At 38.4% G+C, this 18,478-nt stretch carries 18 protein-coding genes and 1 other RNA gene; 5 read left to right on the forward strand and 14 right to left on the reverse strand.

Annotated features, from left to right (window positions below; translation table 11 throughout):
- A partial coding sequence (locus AN619_RS10820; protein WP_068556888.1) for a transposase occupies positions 1-214 on the reverse strand: 214 nt, incomplete at its 3' end.
- Positions 215-399: 185 nt separating this feature from the next.
- Here AN619_RS10820 and AN619_RS10825 point away from each other — a divergent pair.
- From AN619_RS10825 to AN619_RS10835, 3 genes are all read left to right on the forward strand, one after another.
- Positions 400-732, forward strand: coding sequence for a chemotaxis protein CheW (locus AN619_RS10825; protein ID WP_068556890.1), 333 nt, complete (start codon positions 400-402; stop codon positions 730-732).
- A gap of 4 nt (positions 733-736) precedes the next feature.
- Complete coding sequence (locus tag AN619_RS10830; RefSeq protein WP_068556892.1) at positions 737-1,945, forward strand: diguanylate cyclase; 1,209 nt, start codon at positions 737-739, stop codon at positions 1,943-1,945.
- A 465-nt stretch (positions 1,946-2,410) separates the two neighbouring features.
- A complete protein-coding gene (locus tag AN619_RS10835) occupies positions 2,411-3,538 on the forward strand; it encodes a TSUP family transporter (protein ID WP_330382074.1) in 1,128 nt (375 codons plus the stop codon).
- A 152-nt stretch (positions 3,539-3,690) separates the two neighbouring features.
- Here the strand turns inward: AN619_RS10835 and polX are convergent, their stop codons facing one another.
- From polX to AN619_RS10870, 9 genes are all read right to left on the reverse strand, one after another.
- Positions 3,691-5,412: a DNA polymerase/3'-5' exonuclease PolX gene (gene polX, locus AN619_RS10840; RefSeq protein ID WP_242867385.1), complete on the reverse strand. Its 1,722-nt coding sequence runs from the start codon at positions 5,410-5,412 to the stop codon at positions 3,691-3,693.
- Between the two features lie 92 nt (positions 5,413-5,504).
- Positions 5,505-6,716 (reverse strand): EAL domain-containing protein, encoded by a 1,212-nt coding sequence (locus tag AN619_RS10845; RefSeq protein ID WP_068556896.1) that lies wholly within the window; start codon positions 6,714-6,716, stop codon positions 5,505-5,507.
- Positions 6,717-7,017: 301 nt separating this feature from the next.
- Positions 7,018-7,196: non-coding RNA, 6S RNA (ssrS, locus tag AN619_RS10850), on the reverse strand.
- 143 nt (positions 7,197-7,339) lie between these two features.
- The gene (gene ftsH / locus AN619_RS10855; protein ID WP_068556898.1) at positions 7,340-9,124 is read right to left on the reverse strand and encodes an ATP-dependent zinc metalloprotease FtsH; all 1,785 of its coding nucleotides are present in this window, start codon (positions 9,122-9,124) and stop codon (positions 7,340-7,342) included.
- A gap of 118 nt (positions 9,125-9,242) precedes the next feature.
- Positions 9,243-9,686, reverse strand: coding sequence for a hypothetical protein (locus AN619_RS10860; RefSeq protein ID WP_068556900.1), 444 nt, complete (start codon positions 9,684-9,686; stop codon positions 9,243-9,245).
- Positions 9,687-9,703: 17 nt separating this feature from the next.
- A complete protein-coding gene (locus AN619_RS10865) occupies positions 9,704-10,744 on the reverse strand; it encodes a nucleoid-associated protein (protein ID WP_068556902.1) in 1,041 nt (346 codons plus the stop codon).
- Positions 10,745-10,951: 207 nt separating this feature from the next.
- The gene (locus AN619_RS15985; RefSeq protein WP_157064991.1) at positions 10,952-11,122 is read right to left on the reverse strand and encodes a hypothetical protein; all 171 of its coding nucleotides are present in this window, start codon (positions 11,120-11,122) and stop codon (positions 10,952-10,954) included.
- A gap of 172 nt (positions 11,123-11,294) precedes the next feature.
- Positions 11,295-11,456 (reverse strand): hypothetical protein, encoded by a 162-nt coding sequence (locus AN619_RS15990; RefSeq protein WP_157064992.1) that lies wholly within the window; start codon positions 11,454-11,456, stop codon positions 11,295-11,297.
- A 164-nt stretch (positions 11,457-11,620) separates the two neighbouring features.
- A complete protein-coding gene (locus AN619_RS10870; RefSeq protein ID WP_068556904.1) occupies positions 11,621-12,577 on the reverse strand; it encodes an L-threonine 3-dehydrogenase in 957 nt (318 codons plus the stop codon).
- A 245-nt stretch (positions 12,578-12,822) separates the two neighbouring features.
- On the opposite strand from AN619_RS10870, the gene AN619_RS10875 reads away from it, so the two are divergent.
- Positions 12,823-13,500 (forward strand): MgtC/SapB family protein, encoded by a 678-nt coding sequence (locus AN619_RS10875; RefSeq protein WP_068556906.1) that lies wholly within the window; start codon positions 12,823-12,825, stop codon positions 13,498-13,500.
- A gap of 7 nt (positions 13,501-13,507) precedes the next feature.
- On the opposite strand, the gene AN619_RS10880 is transcribed toward AN619_RS10875, so the two are convergent.
- Entirely contained in the window at positions 13,508-14,494 is a 987-nt protein-coding gene (locus tag AN619_RS10880; protein ID WP_068556909.1) for a 2-hydroxyacid dehydrogenase, read from the reverse strand.
- A gap of 106 nt (positions 14,495-14,600) precedes the next feature.
- Here AN619_RS10880 and AN619_RS10885 point away from each other — a divergent pair, with 106 nt between their 5' ends.
- Positions 14,601-15,749: a glycerate kinase family protein gene (locus tag AN619_RS10885; protein WP_068556911.1), complete on the forward strand. Its 1,149-nt coding sequence runs from the start codon at positions 14,601-14,603 to the stop codon at positions 15,747-15,749.
- 203 nt (positions 15,750-15,952) lie between these two features.
- On the opposite strand, the gene AN619_RS10895 is transcribed toward AN619_RS10885, so the two are convergent.
- The 3 genes from AN619_RS10895 to AN619_RS10905 form a co-directional block, all read right to left on the reverse strand.
- Positions 15,953-16,180, reverse strand: coding sequence for a hypothetical protein (locus AN619_RS10895; protein WP_068556915.1), 228 nt, complete (start codon positions 16,178-16,180; stop codon positions 15,953-15,955).
- A gap of 147 nt (positions 16,181-16,327) precedes the next feature.
- Complete coding sequence (locus tag AN619_RS10900) at positions 16,328-17,047, reverse strand: YebC/PmpR family DNA-binding transcriptional regulator (protein WP_068556917.1); 720 nt, start codon at positions 17,045-17,047, stop codon at positions 16,328-16,330.
- A gap of 87 nt (positions 17,048-17,134) precedes the next feature.
- Positions 17,135-18,478, reverse strand: a complete 1,344-nt coding sequence (locus AN619_RS10905; RefSeq protein ID WP_068556919.1) for a nucleotide sugar dehydrogenase — start codon at positions 18,476-18,478, stop codon at positions 17,135-17,137.

Genomic DNA, 18,478 nt, shown 5'->3' on the forward strand with positions numbered 1-18,478 from the left:
TGAGCTTTGCAATTTCTTTTTTAATTTTCTTGATTTCTTCAAGGCTTGTAACATCTCCTTCTATGTTAATTGGAGATTTCTTTTTTACCCAACTTCGGACTGCTGTTTCACTTAGGCTATATTCGCTACAAATTTCCCTGATTGTTTTACCGGATTGTATCAATTCTACTATCATTGTTTTGAAATCCTCTGTAAAAGTTCTTCGATTTGTCATTTATGGACACTTCCTTTCTTAAATCTTTAGTATATCTAAAACCTTATTTTGTGTCCATACTTATATACTAACATCAGCTAAAAGGCCTAAGGGTGAAACTATGGCAACCAGTTGTACAATTTATACAACATAACTCTAGGGTCTAAGTATAGTTTTTTTGCCTAAAAAAACAAGGAGGTGAAGAAATGGCAGCAGAAAGACAATATATAATCTTTCAATTAGGTAGTGAAGAATGTGGTATTGACATTATGCATGTAAGGGAAATAACAAAACTTAAAGAAACAACCAAAATACCTAATGTACCTGATTTTATTGATGGAGTTATAAATCTAAGGGGCAGTATTATACCATTAATTAACCTAAAAAAGAGATTCAATTTAGAAGAAACAGAAGTAAAGAAAAACAGTAGAATTATCATTGTAACCATAGGGGAAAAGCAAGTAGGATTTATAGTAGATGATGCGTCACAAGTAGTGACCTTAAAGGAAGAAGACATAGAAAATCCACCAAATTTCTAAAAAATTGACAGAGGAGACTTTAAAAGAGGGAGTTGTTTATACCGAAGGGATAAGGTACAAAAAAGACAAATGCCCTGTAAATGTTTTAATAAGAAGTGTTAGTATTGGAAAGGAAGGGGAAGTAGTAGGAGGATATGGAATTTATACTGATATAACCAAAATAAAAAAATATGAAAAAAAACTAGAGTATCTAAGTATTTATGATGCATTAACGGGAGTATTTAATTTCAACTACTTTGAAAACAAAATAAGAGAGTATAAAGAAAAGAAAGACCTTCAATTTGGGTTAATTATGTGTGATTTAAACGGACTTAAATTGATTAACGATACATTGGGACATACTAGTGGAGATGAGTTTTTAAAAATCTTTGCCGACATATTAAAAAAGTCTGTCAGGGGAAATGATATCATAGCCAGAATAGGTGGAGATGAATTTGTTGTAATACTTCCACAGGTAAATAATAGAGAAGAAATAAAAAAGATAATGGAAAGAATTAAAGAAAATATAGAAAAGTACAATCAAGCTATCCAAAATAAAATCTTAAGATTGTCAGTAGCATTAGGATGCAGTATAGGAGACAATAAAGAAATTGATAAAATCTTAAAAGAAGCCGATGATGCCATGTATAGAAACAAGCTCTTAACAAAAGAAAGCAGCAAAAGGCAATTATTAAGTGTTTTGATGGCTATGTTATCAGAAAGGGATTTTGTTACATCAGGTCATACCCAAAGGGTAGCAGATCTGTGTAAAAAAATTGCACAAAAAATAGAATTAGATGAAGATAAAAAAAGTAAGTTAGTTCTTTTGGCAGAAGTCCATGATTTAGGGAAAATCGCAATACCTGACCATATACTTAAAAAGCCGGGAAAATTAACAGCGGAAGAATGGGAAATCATGAAAAGCCATACAGAAAAGGGCTACCCAATTGCATTAAACTCCCATGAACTTTCAGATATTGCAGATTTGATACTCAAGCATCATGAAAGATGGGATGGTAAAGGCTATCCATTAGGATTAAAGGAGGAGAAAATCCCTATTGAATGTAGGATTTTATCTCTCGTAGATGCCTATGATGCCATGATGAGTAAAAGACCATATAATCAGCCTAAAAGTAAAGAAGAATCTATTGAAGAATTAAAAAGATGTGCAGGCATCCAATTTGATCCTTATTTAACAGAAGTATTGCTTAATATTTTATATGAAGAGGTTTAAAATATTCATAGGACATACTGCAGTTGGCTCCTGGTTATTTTATTGTTCCAAATTGGATTTAATTTTAGTTAAGAGGGTAAGTCAGATGATAGTATCTCCATTTGCTTATAAATTCAATCTATATGTACTAAGAAACAGGACTTGAATAATTGATATGTCTCCCAGTACCGATAGTATTAAAAACGCTATGGATATGTTTCCATCTACCGACAGGTTGAATGACATTCATTCTATCCTCTCACAAGCCCTATGGAGTGCATAATTCAGATAAAGCTTGCCAAAATCCGCATGGAATACGGTTGCACGGCGTTTTTGATGAACGGCTTTGGAAAGGAAAAAATGATGATAAAACGCTGATAAAAATGGTTTTTCAACCAATCATATTCCCATGAGGCCTTTAATCATATCCTTAGTTAAGCCTATAGTGGTTGATGATAGTGATAAAGAAGAATGGTGGTGTAGTACATGTTGAGGAACATGATTGATAAGTTAAAGAAGCATTCTCGGGAACTAAAAAAAGAAATTTCAGCCTTATACCTTGCGTGTAAAAAAAAGAATGTTCCCTGGTATGTAAAGGCTATTGCTGCAGTTGTTGTTGCATACGCCTTAAGTCCTGTGGACCTGATCCCTGATTTCATACCTGTATTAGGCTATCTTGATGATTTAGTCCTTATACCACTTGGAATCACAATAGCAATCAAGCTTATTCCTCAGTCAGTAATGGAGGAATGCCGAAGGGAAGCAGAGAGTTTGTTCAAGGATGGTAAGTCCCATAACTGGAAGGCTGGAGCAGTAATTATATTCTTATGGATCATTTTGATATCAGCACTGGTGCTAAAGATGTTTTCCTTTGAATTGTCTATAGATCATAATACAGCATTAAAGTTTTTACTGCTTTTCACAGGCAGTTTTCTTGCTGCTGCCATATCAGGCGCAGCAGGTTTTGGAGGTGCACTACTGCTTTTACCCCTCTTATCGAAAACAATCGGTACAACAATGGCTGTTCCAGTTCTTACAATAGCACAGTTAATTGGCAACCTGTCCAGAGCCTTTTTTGGATTAAAACAAATCAAATGGAAGCCTGTATTAATGTTTATACTGGGTGCAGTGCCAATGAGTGTTTTAGGCGCATTTTCTTTCGTAAAGGTGCCAAAGGAAATTATAACAAGGGGAATTGGCCTAGCCATTATAGTTTTTGTTATTTTAAAATATTTTAAAGTGCTTAAATTTAAACCTAGTGACAGAACGATATTCATTGGTGGTGCAGTAGTAGGTTTAATTTCAGGACTTGTTGGCAGTGCAGGACCGATTGGCGCAGCATTGTTCCTTTCACTGAACCTTCCACCTGTATCGTATATTGCAAGTGAAGCAGTCACAGCAATCGCCATGCATATTTCAAAAACAATTGTTTATCAAAAGTACCTTGGTATTGGATTGTATGCTCTTGGCATTGGGCTTTTCATGGGTGTTGCTATGATTGCAGGTACATGGACTGGAAAAAAAGTGATTGAAAAAATGCCAAAAGAAAAATTTGTAAAGTTTGTTGGTGTACTTCTGGCAGTTATCGGACTTCAAATGCTAATTTTGGGGTAATACATATTTCCTTTAGATGTTGCGATCGATTTTACAAGATTACGTTTTTATTTATTTTCATAAAAAAAACACACCTCCAATGAATATCTTCGGTGTATTATCCCATGATATTGGTATGGAATCTACATGGGTCGCATTTGACGGATACACTTTTACTTTTTAAAAAAATCTCGAATTTGTTCCAACGTAAATGTATTAATTACGTCCTTTGCCTCAAGCCATCCCTTCCGAGCTATGCCAATGCCATAGATCACATCCTTCAACCCATCGGCAGCATGTGCATCAGGTTCTATGGCAATTTTCACGCCTAACGCCTTTGCCATCTTGCAAAACCTCCAATCCAAGTCCAACCGATGGGGATTGGCATTGATTTCCACAGCCACTCCATTGGTTTTGCATGCTTTCAATACTTGCAACAAATCAATGTCATAGCCTTCCCGGGATAACAAAAGCCTGCCTGTGGGATGTCCCAATATTTTGGTATGCCTGTTCTCTACGGCTTTAATGACACGATGGGTCATTTCTTCTTTTCCCATATGGAAATGGCTATGTACGGAAGCAATAACATAATCAAACTGTTCTAAGATTTCTTCCTCATAGTCTAAAGAGCCGTCGGCCAAAATGTCTGATTCGATGCCTTTCAGTATGTATAAATCCTTCCATGCTCTATTGAGTCTTTGTATTTCCTCATGCTGTTTTTCTATATGTTCTTTTTTAAGACCACGGGCATAATAAGCAGACCTGCTGTGATCTGAAATACCAATATGACTACACCCCATGCTCCTCGCCATTCGGGCCATCTCTTCAATGGAATTTAGGCCATCCGAATAATGGGTATGCATATGAAAAAGCCCTTTGATATGTTTCTCCTCTATGAGCTCCGGCAGGGAATAGGCTTCTGCAGCCTGAATTTCTCCGTTATCCTCCCGTAACTCAGGAGGGATAAACTGCAGCCCTAAAGTGTGAAATAGTTCTTCTTCACTCTTGCAAATCAACTTTTTCTCTCCTTGAAACAATCCATACTCGTTTATTTTAAAACCCATGGCTTTGGCTCTCTGCCCCATGGCAGCATTATGTTCTTTGCTTCCTGTAAAATGATGGAGAGCATAAGGAAATTCTTCTTCTTTGACAATCCTCAAATCAACCTGTATCCCGGAAAAAAGTTTCACACTGGATTTTGTTTCTCCTTTGACCAGTATCTCTTCCACCGTATCCAATGATGCAAAAGCATCCATGATTTCACTTCTATCTCCATCCTTGGCACTTACCAGAATATCTATATCCTTAATGATTTCTTTTTTTCTGCGAATACTTCCCGCCATGCTACATTCTATTACCTTTGGATGAATTTTCAATTGATCTTCCACAGCCTTTCCATAATACATGGCTTCGGAAATTAAAAATTTTCCCCTATATTTATTTAGATTTTCAATCCCCTTCAAGATCTTTTCCTGGGTTTTCATTCCAAAACCTTTCAAATCAATGAGTCTATTTTCAAGGCAGGCATATTCCAGCTCCCCTACCGTTTGAATATGCAAAACATCATACAACTGCTTCACTTTTTTGGGACCCAGTCCGGGAATTTTTAGAATTTCAAACAACCCTGGAGGAATCTGCTTTTTCAGTTCTTCATAATATGTCGATTTGCCTGAGGTCATCAACTCTTGAATTTTCTCCTGTAATGTCTTCCCAATTCCCTTGATTTCTTCCACCCTATTTTCTTTTATTAAAGTTTCCAGATTTTCTTCCATATTTTCAATGATCCTTGCTCCGTTTTGGTATGCCTTTGCCTTGAAGGGATTCTCCCCCAATAATTCCAGCATCCATGCAATTTCATGAAATATTCTGCTGACATCATATTTATCCACTATCATTCACCCCCGAATTTTCCTATTCCCTATTTATTTCCCTTTTTCCATTCCATAATCCTGCCTTTTCATATAAAAATAGACAGCTTTTAGGCTGTCTAAACCATGTTATGCAATGTATTCAACAACGTTCCCACCGGAACCACTCCGTAGTATTTTTTATCCTTTGTGATAATAATATAATCGTAAATATTTTCCTCCCTTCTGGTAATCGCCTTTTTACAGGTTTCCTTTATTGAAGTATTATAATCAAGAATCAGGGGATTATTTTCCATGACCTTCTGAAGATCTTGTTTGAAAAATTTATCTTGTTTTGCCTTTTCCAAATATAATTTCCATTTCATAATTAATCCTACAGGAACTTCATGACGACAGATTACTACTCCCTGCAAATTGTAATGATTATACAACATTCTATAGGCTTCATCAATACTTGCCTTGACATCTAATGTTCTATCTTGCCTTGCAATTTCTCCAATTTTCATTCTATTGCAATCAATTTGGGAGTGATTGCACATCATTTGGTTTCTCCGGATAATTAACTCACATACATCAGGAGCTGTTGTCACAAAGTCTTTATCAGGCTTTTGTATAAAATATCCTTGTCCATAATGAATGCCAATATCGATCAAAGTATGCAATTCATCAATTGTCTCGATGCCTTCTGCTATGAGCTTCATATTGGTAATTTGAGCAAAGGCCTGAAAGGTTTTTATCAATTCCTGCTTAATAATATCCTTATCGATATCACGAACGAGTTCCATATCAATCTTTATGTACTGTGGATGAGTTTCTGCCAGCAGTCGTAAACCTGAATAGCCAGCCCCCGTATCATCTATAGCAATTTTATATCCCTGACTAATGTAGTTGTCAATCGTTTTTCGAAAACTTTTAAAATCATTGACGGCTGTTCTTTCCGTGATTTCGAAAATAATGCTGGTGGGGTTTATCCCATATTTTGCTATATATTCCTTGGTAGATCCTTTTTTAAATTTTCTATCTTTGATCATTTCGGGATTTACATTGATAAACAACAATTTGCCCTCAGGCAGATTTTTCGCATTTTCTAAAGCCTTCATTCTGCAGAGAAGCTCTACCTCCCACAAACGATTAAATTTTTCTGCCGCATGAAATAAATTTGCCGGGGACTCCAAACAAGAATTTTGAGGTCCTCTGCTTAACGCTTCATACCCTAATACCTGCCCGTTCTTTAAGCTAATAATCGGCTGATAAACTGTTCTGATCGACTTATTTTTTAAAGTATCCATCAAGGCTTCAAAAAGAAATTTATTTTTCCCTATCGAGTTCATTTAAAACCATCCCCTGTATATCCATGATGTTTTCTCATTGATTATATCATTCCTGACATTTTTTTGATTACCTTTTGGTTAAGAGATAGTAAATTATCCTATTTATTTTTTTACTTTTCCATAACAATTTTAACCAATCATTTTGCTACAATAAAATTAAAATACGCATGTTTTGGAATTGCAAAACAAATCACAAATAGTTCCCTTCCTTTTCGCAGGTCATCTTTTATGACCTATTTTTTTATATAAAAAAATAGTAGACTGATTTAAACCTAAGGACTCGTTTCAAATCAATCTACTATTTTCTCCCAGAATGCCGCTAGCCTCTAAATTCACACCCTAGCCTCAACTAGGTGGGTGTCCTGTCCTTTACTTTTGAAGTCCACGCAAAGGAGGCATTTCATCCATAAAGGAACGCAAACTCCCGAATACAATCTGTAGGTTGAATTTACAGGGGCTCCACGAACATCCCAGGTTTCAGATATTTTTATTATACACGATTAACGAACCGTTGAAAAGTCTATAAATATAGCATGAGGACCATTTATTGCTGATTATGTTAAGTTTTAATAAATTCATAAAGAAATCCTTAGATATTTTTTGAATTTTCAAACATTTGCTGCCTATATGAGCCTCCTGAGATTTTCATGATTTCCATAAATCATTTGATCTAAATCCTCTTCATTAAGAGTTTCCCTTTCCAACAAAGCCTCGGCGATGTTTTTCAGAAGATCTCTGTTATTTTTCAGCACTTCCTTTGTTTCCCCATACAACTGTTCCATCATTTTTTTGCATTCATCGATGATGACACTGTCAATTCCTGAGCTGCTATAATTATAAAGGACATCATAATTCAGCAGACCGGTTTTGGGATTCATGCCAAAGTGCTTGATCATAGCAAGCATGGTTGTTGTAGCCTTTTCAATATCATTATTCGCCCCCGTAGTAATGTTTTCCTCCCCAAAAACGATTTCTTCTGCTGCCCTTCCTCCGAGAGAAATCTTGATTTGATTCAATATTTCCCTTTTACTTCTGCACATTTTATCCGGTGGAATGTTCATGCTGAATCCTCCCGCACCTTTTGTGCTGGGAATAATGGTTACCTTTGTCACCTTGTTTTCGGGCGCCACCATTTTTGTCACCAGGGCATGTCCCGCCTCATGGTATGCAATGACTTCCCTGTCTTCCTTTGCAATGGCGCTGCGGTCTTTCTTTTCTTCCCCTGCAATTACCGTATAGTACGCTTTGTCTATATGCTCTATACCGATTTGTTCCGTATTTTGCTTTGCTGCCAATATAGCAGCTTCATTCAGCAAGGATTCCAACTCTGCTCCGCTGAAATATACTGTTTGATGGGCAAGTTTTCCCAAATCCACATTGGGCGCCAAGGGCTTCCTTTGACTGTGCAATTTTAAGATCTGGTGTCTTGCATTGACATCGGGCAGGCCAACCTCAATCTGCCGATCAAATCTTCCAGGCCGCAGCAATGCCTCATCCAGTGTATCCAATCGGTTTGTAGCTGCAATGACAATAATTCCTTCATGCTCATGGAAGCCTGACATCTCTGTCAGCAAGGCATTCAATGTCCTGTCACTTTCATCGTTTCCATGGATCCCATCCCTTTTTTTGCCCAGTGCATCGATCTCATCAATAAATATTACACATTTTTTATGTTCCCTTGCTTTCTTAAATAAACTGCGGATTCTGCCAGCACCTAAACCGGCATAAATTTGAACGAAATCTGACCCCGATACGGCATAAAAGGGGACACCTGCTTCGCCGGCCAAAGCCTTTGCCAGCAAGGTCTTCCCTGTTCCAGGAGGCCCATACAAAATAACTCCTCTGGGAATTCTTGCACCATATTTTGCATATTTCTCAGGGTTTTTCAAAAAGTCCACCAAATCCATGATGCTTTCCTTTGCCTCTTCGTTTCCTGCCACATTGGCAAAGGTTACCTTTATATCTCCTTGAGGAATTGCCTCCATATTAGACATTTTTGTAAATTCCATGGAAGTTTGTCTAGAGGCTTGTTTTGACATAAATACTGCCATGCCTCCGAAGACTAGGATAAACCCTACAAAACTGGCTATGTTCACAATAATGGAATTGCCTTTATTCTCTTCGACCCTTACGTTATGCATCAACAGGGTTTCTTTAAAATTCTCTGTTCTGGGATTATCGGTCACAAATTCCTGACCGCTGCGCAATTTTCCCTTCAGTTTGGCCTCATCCACCAAATATACGGTTTGTACTTTTCCTTCTTCCATTTTGGTTATAAAATCTCTATAGTTTAGATGAACACTCTCTTTTTTGCCTTGAAATTGAAAATAAACTATACCTGATAACATACACAAAGAAAGAACCGCTGCAACGATACATATGATTTTTTTATTCAGTTTCAACTTCATATACCTATACCCCCTTTCCATGTTATGTACCTATGGGTATGGTTTACATAATGTGTATTATATCATATCCAAGGCAAAAAGAAAAGCCATTTAAGCTTACCCTTAAATGGCATAAATACTAAATATTATCACCTTCCCACTCGATCACCTCAGAATATATAAAGGTATCCATTACGATTTCTTCGACACTGTCATTTTTCTTTTTCAAAAGCCGATAAACAAAGTCTACCAAATCGCTGGCCATATATTTGTAATCCTGATAAACATTCAAAATGACATGGAGGATCGGTTGATTGATATGTTCCAGCATTTGTGCCTTCATCCCTTCATCGGGAATTTCTGCAGCTAAATACCCTCTCCACAAAGGTTGCTCCATCATCATTTTTTTATTGTTTTCAGGAGAAATGTAATGGATATGGACTTCGCATACACCCTCCTCGGCCTTGGTATTGCTAAAAATCCAGGATTGGGAGGTATCCGTTATGAAGTGGGCATTGATATGAATTGGCAACCCCTTCAGAACAGTTATGTTTTGTTTCCCTATGCTTAAAAAATTGACCATGATGATCCTTCCTTTCTCTATCTTTCTTGAAAACTTCTCACATTTTTTATGATAAGGTCCACCGTTCCATCTCCGTTTCTTTTGATCTCAAATTTCATTTTATCTTCAAAATCCTCATATTCCCCTCTAATTTCAATACCCGTATCGGTTTTCATAACACGTTTTTTCATCTTCTTTTCCACCCAATTTTTATCGATTTCAAAACTCTGCAAAGGTATTCCTTCCTTATGGAAATGCTGGATAAAATTTTGCTGCATATCCATATCATTGCCAAAAACACTCCGGGTAAACTTTTCAATATCAATTTCTGCTGAATTTTTCAAAGCAACAATCATTTCTTCTCTAACTTCCTGGGCTTTTTCTATATCGTCCTTTAAATTTTTTCTTGTCCATTTTTCCGTAAGACTTTTAAAACATTTGGTCTTGTCCCGGTTATCCACCAACACTTCACAATTTAAAAAGTGATGAACAAAAAACTGAGCAATTTCTGCATCTTCATCGTTTCCATACATCTGCTTGTCTAAAACAATCAGATCATATTCATCCTCTGGATCCATGGGCTTTACAAAAGCGCACTTCTGCAATTTTTGTCCCATGCCCGGCAGTCCGATTGCCTGGGGCAGGATCGATATTTTCAACTGATGATCCACAAACTCCACATTATGGATAAATGATTTCTTGTAATCCAATTTTAATAGGGCAATATAATTTTTTTCTTCAGCAGTATATAAGCACACAACCAAGTCGGCAGAAGAAATCTGATTGTTGCTTTGCATGGCCTTAAAAAGCTGTTGGGCAATTTTTTTAGAGGCTTCCACAAAATTATTTTCATCCTCAAAAATAGACAAACATGCATCTTTTACAACCGTTATCCCGCCCCTAAATTTTGCTTTTCGATTTTCTTCATCACTTAAAGATTTGATGATATGCTTTTCCAAAAACTCATGGATATCCTCATCGATTTCTTGTTCAAAATCTGCCAAAATCGGTGTATCGGCATTTCTATCTAAAACATGGATGATTGCTTTTTTTACGATGACTGCATCAATATTTCTCATCTTTTTGCTCCCTTCCGTATTTTTGTAATGACAGCCAATAAAATTATACTACAATGATCATACCGTTAAAAGAATATTGGCAGGATTTATCGGTCTGATCTTTATTTCTGTTTTTTAAATTTTTTTCCCGGCACAGCAAGAAGAACGGATCCCAGCAAGAAAAATAACATAAAAAAAGAGGAAGCCCCATTGGCTCCCAACTTCCCTCTATATAAATTTCAACCGATAAATTCTCTTTCCATCTTTTTTTATTTGCCCCACTACCTGATACAACAGGCCGTAACAACTGAAAATATCTCCTTCCTCCGCTGTGTCAGGCAAACAAATTTCTTCTGCCGGCACCAAATCCCCATAAGCAAAACAATAATACGTTTTCATAGATCCCATCCCCTCTTGTAACGATACTTCGTGAAAAGTAATTCTATATAAGAAGCTGTATTCCTTTGTATCCAAGAGGAGAATCATTTTTCATTTTTCGTCAGCAGCCCATACCTATGTCGAATTCCTGTAATCCTATCAGCCGATCCTCGAAAATAGGATTGGATTGTGCTCATGCACGAAATACTTTATCCCATAAAAATAGAAAAAAGGCTATAAACACCATGAATTCAACGATTCTTGTCCAAATACATCTTTTTGACTTTAGATTCCAGCCGTCTCTTTTGGGTTTTGTATAAAGAAAATCCAGTTCTTCCCTCGTTAATTGATCCACGCCAACATCCCCTAACTCCACTATTTTTCAACATAATTATACACAATGTTACATTTATTTAAAATCCTTTGTTGAAAAAATAGTGCCATATTCCTAAATATTCCAAAGAAAATTTCCCATAAAAATAGAACTGTACCAGACAGTCCTATTTTCCAATGATGATTTTATTTTGTTCCTAATTTCTTTCTTAATTTGTCCAGCATGTCTATCGTCATGGATGACAAATCATATTTGGGATTCCACCCCCATTCTTCTCGGGCAGCACTGTCATCCAAGGAGTTGGGCCATGAATCTGCAATGCTTTGACGGATAGGATCTACATCATAATCCATAATGAATTCCGGTATGTGCTTTTGAATCTCCCCATAAATTTTCTCCGGCGTAAAACTCATGGCAGTTACATTAAATGCATTTCGATGGATTAATCGAGAAGGATCTGCTTCCATCAGTTGAACGATTGCATCCAAGGCATCGGGCATGTACATCATGTCCATGGCAGTTCCCTCTTTCAAATAGCATGTAAACTTACCTTTTTGAATTGCGTCATAATAAATATGAACTGCATAATCCGTAGTGCCTCCGCCGGGCAATGTCTCATAGGAAATCAATCCTGGAAAGCGAACACCACGGGTATCTACGCCAAATTTTTTGAAATAATAATCACACAGCAATTCGCCGCTTACTTTGGTTACCCCATACATCGTCGTAGGTCTTTGCAATGTATCCTGCGGTGTCTGATCCTTTGGCGTCGAAGGACCAAAGGCAGCGATGGAGCTTGGAGTAAAAACTGCACAGCCTTTTTCCCTTGCCACCTCTAAAACATGAAACAGTCCTTCCACGTTTACCTTCCATGCCAAGGTGGGATTTGCTTCCCCTACTGCAGACAAAATTGCGGCCAAATGGATGATCGTATCGATCTCATGCTTTTCTACTGCCTCAGCAATCTGTCCTGGATCCAATACATCTACAATTGCAAAGGGACCCTCTTCCACAATTTTTGATCCTGCCTCGCGATTTTTGCTGCTTGCCACAACATTGCTTTCCCCGTAGATTTTCCTCAAATAAGTCGTCAACTCCGATCCTATTTGCCCCAAAGCTCCTGTAATTAAAATTCTCTTCATAATTTCACTCCTTTTTTGTTCGGTTTTATTTTCATAAAATATATTACCCATCTAACCTATATGAAAACCCATGCATATAATATTATTAACTACTGAAAACTATTTAATAATTGCAATAATTGCAGCATTCAGTCTCAAAATGAAATTTAAAATTATTCTAAATTTTGAAAAATAAAATAAAGGGTATTTATGATGTATAATCATCTCCTTTGGTCCCCCATTTTCTGGAAAGTGAGGTTTTGACTATGCTCACCACATTCGATATTGTTATTCGCTTGGCCCTCTCCTGCTTGCTGGGCGGATTGGTTGGCATTGAACGGGAAAGCATTCATCGGCCTGCGGGTTTTCGCACCCATGTATTGGTATGTATCGGCTCTACCCTGGTTATGCTTGCAAACCTGTATCTTTTTGAACAATTCAAGGGCTATACCAATATAGATCCCGCCAGGCTTGGCGCCCAGGTAATCAGTGGAATTGGCTTTTTAGGTGCTGGTACCATCATTCGAGAAGGTTCATCCGTCAAAGGCTTGACGACAGCAGCCAGTTTATGGGCTGTAGCAGGAATCGGCATCGCCATCGGCCTCGGATTCTATGCAGGGGCGACGATTGCTACAATTTTCGTATTGATTACATTGGTTGCTTTCTCCAAATTTGAACATACATTTATTTCAGGCCTGCATAACGAAACTATCATCAAACTTACTTCCATCGATAAACCAGGGCAGATTGGCAAGATCGGCATTACCTTGGGCGAAATGAATGTTGCCATTAAAAACATCAGCATGAGCCCTGTAGATGATGTATTCGTCAATATACAGTTAATCATTGTGGTACCCAGAAAAATCCATAAAACTGCCGTTGTAGAAAAGCTGTTAAGCTTGGACGGAATTACCACTGTAGAATTGTTGAAGAGGGGAAGTTGATTTTCCTCTACTTTTTAAGATGCAGCACTTCTGGATTGACACAGTGATCCGGTATCTCTCCGCTAAATGCTTGAATCATATTTTTCACCGCAATCAATCCCATATTGGTTCTGGTCTCAATAGTGGCAGAGCCGATATGGGGCACAACCACCACATTATCCAACTCAGCCAGCCCCGGCTCCAGTTTTGGCTCATTTTCAAACACATCTAACCCTGCACCCCATATTTTCTTCTCCTTTAATGCCCGCACCAAGGCCTTTTCGTCAATCACAGGACCCCTCGATGTATTGATCAATACTGCAGTCCTTTTCATCATATCGAGTTCCTTTTCTCCTATGTAATGTCTGGTCGAGGACAACAAAGGCAAGTGGATGGAAATAAAATCCGATTCTCTCAATAAAGTTTCTTTATCTACGTACATTGCCCCTGTCTCCTCTTCAAATTTTTTATTTGGCTTTGTATTGGTGTAAAGGATTTTCATATCAAACCCCCTCGCCTTTCTGCCAAAGTTGCTGCCTATCCGGCCTGCCCCTATAATCCCCAGGGTTTTACCGGTGATATCCCGACCCAGATAAAGCATAGGCCCCCATATTTGAAACCTGCCTTCCCTTGTATATCGATCTGCTTCCACAATTCTTCTGGATACGGCAAATAACAAGGCCCATGCCAGGTCAGCCGTCGCATCATCCAAAACCCCCGGCGTATTGGTGATGATGATCCTCCTCTTGGTGGCAGCCTGTACGTCAATATTGTTATAACCTACGGCATAATTTGCAAATATTTTGCATTGCTCTCCTGCAGCTTCATAAACTTCATCATCAATGATATCTGTTAGAAGGCACAGCACACCATCTTTGCCGCGAACACCCTCCAATAGTTCCTCCCTCGTCATCCCCCGATCATAAGGATTCACCACCACTTCACAATGCTGTCTCAACAGTTTCAAAGCAGCTTCAGGTATTTGTCGGGTTACCAAAACTTTTGGCCTATTCAAGGAAACCACTCCTTTCTTTCGTTTCAAATTCTGCATTGCATTCTTGGGAATATTTTGTATATACTTTTATTATATCAAATCGATGAATAAAGAAGGTGTGAATTCCATGAAAATTATTGTAGCACCTGATTCCTACAAAGGGAGCTTATCTTCCGTGGAAGTTGCCAATGCCATGGAGCTGGGTATTCTCCGTGCCATGCCCGCCGCCGAAGTAGTAAAAATTCCTATGGCCGATGGAGGGGAGGGCACCGTTCATGCCGTTATTACGGCTGCAGGAGGAGATATCCGCCGTACAGTCGTCACCGGTCCTTTAGGTGAAAAAATAACATCCTTTTACGGTATTTTGCATGATGGCAAAACGGCCGTCATTGAAATGGCTGCCGCTTCCGGCTTGACCCTTGTGCCAGAATCAAAGAGAAATCCCCTGATGACTACCACCTATGGGACCGGTGAATTCATCAAGCAGGCAATAGATGACGGATGCAAAAAACTCATCATCGGAATCGGCGGCAGCGCCACAAATGACGGAGGTATGGGCATGGCCCAAGCCTTAGGCGTAAAATTTTACGACCGAGATAGTCATCTCTTGGGGATGGGCGGGCAGGAATTAGAAAAAATTGCTTTCATCGATACCCGGTTCCTTCACCCAAAAATCAAAGACACGGAAATTCTTGTTGCCTGTGATGTCAATAATCCCCTATGCGGGCCTACCGGTGCTTCCTATGTATATGGTCCTCAAAAGGGCGCCACTCCTGAAATGGTTGAAAAACTGGATCAAGGTCTGGATCACTATGCCAAACAGGTGAAAAAATATTTGCATAAGGACATCCTCAATATACCCGGTGCCGGAGCTGCGGGAGGACTCGGCGGAGGATTGATGGCATTTTTGGATGCCACCCTTCAACCCGGCATGGAGATTATGATAGAAATAACTAACTTGGAAGAAAAGTTAAAGGATGCCCACCTGGTGATCACCGGGGAAGGAAAAACTGATGCACAAACGACCTATGGCAAAGTTCCCATGGGCATTGCCAATCTTGCCAAAAAGTATCATATTCCCGTCATTTGCTTGTCAGGAAGCATCGAAAATTCCAGTGGGTCATTCTATGAAAAAGGGATTACAGCGCTATTCAGCATCGTAAACGGACCTATGCATCTTACAGATGCCATGGCTCAAGGTTTTGAGCTTATCACGCAAGCCACAGAGAATCTGATGAGACTATATGTAGGTATACGAAATTTTCAGCCTAGATAAGCACGATGCATCATATATTATGTCTGAGAAATCTTCTCAGGCTTTTGCATATAATACTCGCATCCCTTTCCTAAGGACTGATAGACTAAGATGGAAGGAATTTGCCTTGATTGTATTTGAAACAATTTACATCCATAAGGAAAGCGTACATCCCATGTTATATAATAATATTTGCAAGTACTGCAATTGATTTTTTCCATACTTCATCCTTTCCCATCCCGCAACATATCTCGAATAGCTTTTGCTATGACATCATCGGATACTTTCCACAGTTTGCTGTCCTTTTTCTTATATACAATCTCAGCCAATTCATCTTTCTTTTTATTTGCAACTTCTTTCCTTTCCTCATTCTTCCGTTTTGTGAAAAAATTTTTCAACATAAAATGTTTCACCGTCCATTTCTTTTCCTGGGAAATTTTCATATATATCATCGGCCTATTTTCCTATAAAATTCAATCGAAACAACTTATCCAAAAAACACAAAAACACCCTTTTACATGAATTGATGTATTCATATAAAAAGGTGTTCAAGATGTCTACCTATATCCCGACAAAAAAATAACTAAAGATATACCTTTCTACTCCATCTCCCAGTTGTGGTACACTTCCTGCACATCATCGTCATCTTCCAGCATATCGATCAAGCGATTCATCAGTTTGATGTGCTCAGGGTCTGTTAATTTTACCGTAGTCTGGGGTATCATCGCCACATCAGCTGATACAAATTCATAGCCTTTTTGTCCAAGGACATTCTTTACTGTGTAGAAATCCTCAGGAGCCGTTATGATAACGTATCCGTCCTCTTCTGCAATGAAATCTTCTGCTCCTGCTTCCAAAGCCTGCTCCATCAATTCATCTTCATTAATTTTATTGTTGGCTTCAATGATGATTTGGCCTTTTCTGTCAAATAGAAAGCCTACACACCCCGTCGTTCCCAGATTTCCTCCATTTTTATCAAAATAATATCTCATGTTGGCCCCTGTTCTATTGCGGTTATCTGTTAGGGCCTCGACAATGACAGCAATACCGTTTGGTCCATATCCTTCATAGGTGATGCTTTCGAAATTAGCGCCATCCATCCCACCCTCGCCTTTTTTGATGGCCCTTTCTATATTATCGTTGGGCATATTGATACCCTTTGCCTTATCAATGGCATTCTTTAGGGCAGCATTGTACTCAGGATCAGAACCGCCTTGTCTTGCTGCAACAGTAATTAATCTTGCATATTTTGTAAACATCTGTGCTCTCTTTGCATCTTGCTTTTCTTTCCTATTGACGATCGTACCATGTCTTCCCATATTTTCACTCCTCACCATTTATAAAAACCTGCGAAACCATTGTAATTCTACCATAAAATCCACATCAAGTAAATAAAGCCATATATTTTACTCTCTGCCCTTTGTGTCCCTAGATCTTTTTTTATATCCTCCCAACAAAACAACATGTTCGAAATCCATATTTTTTGTAGCATTTTTTGTATCATAAACCATTTTGCCATGTTTTACAATCCATTCATAATCCACACTGCTGTGGTCGGTGGTAATAACAACCAAATCAGCCTTTGCCAGATTGTCCCGTGTAAGATTTTGAGAATATACGGTTCGACTTTCTACTTGAATACTGGGCAGAAAGGGATCATGATATATCACTTCTGCTCCTTCTTTTTCTAATAGTTTCAAGATTTCTATGGCGGGAGATTCCCTTGGATCGTCAATATCTTTTTTATAAGCTAAACCAATCAGATATATAACCGCATTTTGGATTGTTTTGCCCCCCGTGTTTAATATTTTTATAATCTGATGGACCACATAATGGGGCATATTTCCGTTGATTTCACCGGCCAATTTAATCAGCCGACTGTCATGGTTGTACTTTTTTGCTTTCCAGTACAAATATATGGGATCTAAGGGTATACAATGACCTCCGATACCGGGTCCGGGATAAAATGGCATAAAGCCAAAGGGTTTGCTTGTCGCAGCTTCAATAGTTTCCCAAACGTTAATGCCCATTTTATCACACATTACAGCAAATTCATTTACTAAAGCAATATTAACACATCGAAAGGTATTTTCCAACAATTTAACCATTTCGGCAACCTTTGCCGAGCTTACCTGGATCACTTCTTTTATAAAAGTTTTGTATAGGGAGATTCCTAGTTCGAGACAGATAGGCGTCACGCCTCCAATGACCCTTGGTGTATTGGCTGTTTTAAAAACCCTATTACCCGGGTCCACCCTTTCCGGAGAAAAACACACAAAAAAATCTTTGCCTATAGTAAAGTTCTTTTCCTTTTCAATTTTTTCAACAATGAATTCTTCCGTAGTTCCTGGATAGGTTGTACTGATTAAAATGATCAATGTTTCTTTTTTTATATATTTTATGATTTCTTCCACCGCCGCTTGAATATGGGAAATATCTGGATCTTTCATCTCATTTAAGGGAGTGGGTACACAGATATTGATGACATCCATATTGGACAGCACGGAAAAATCATCTCCTACCCACAGTTTTTGATGGATTACTGCCTCCACCTCTCTGTTTTCCACATCAAGGACATAGGAGTGTCCCCTACGCAAACTCTCTATTTTTTCTTTCGAAATATCTATGCCAAACACATGGAAACCTGCGTTTGCCAATTCTAATGCCAAGGGCAGCCCCACATAACCTAGCCCGATAACTGCAACCTTTGCGCTTTTATGAATAATTTTTTCTTTCAAAGGCTGATCCAT

This window comes from Thermotalea metallivorans (assembly GCF_001562415.1).
Lineage (GTDB): Bacteria > Bacillota > Clostridia > Peptostreptococcales > Thermotaleaceae > Thermotalea > Thermotalea metallivorans.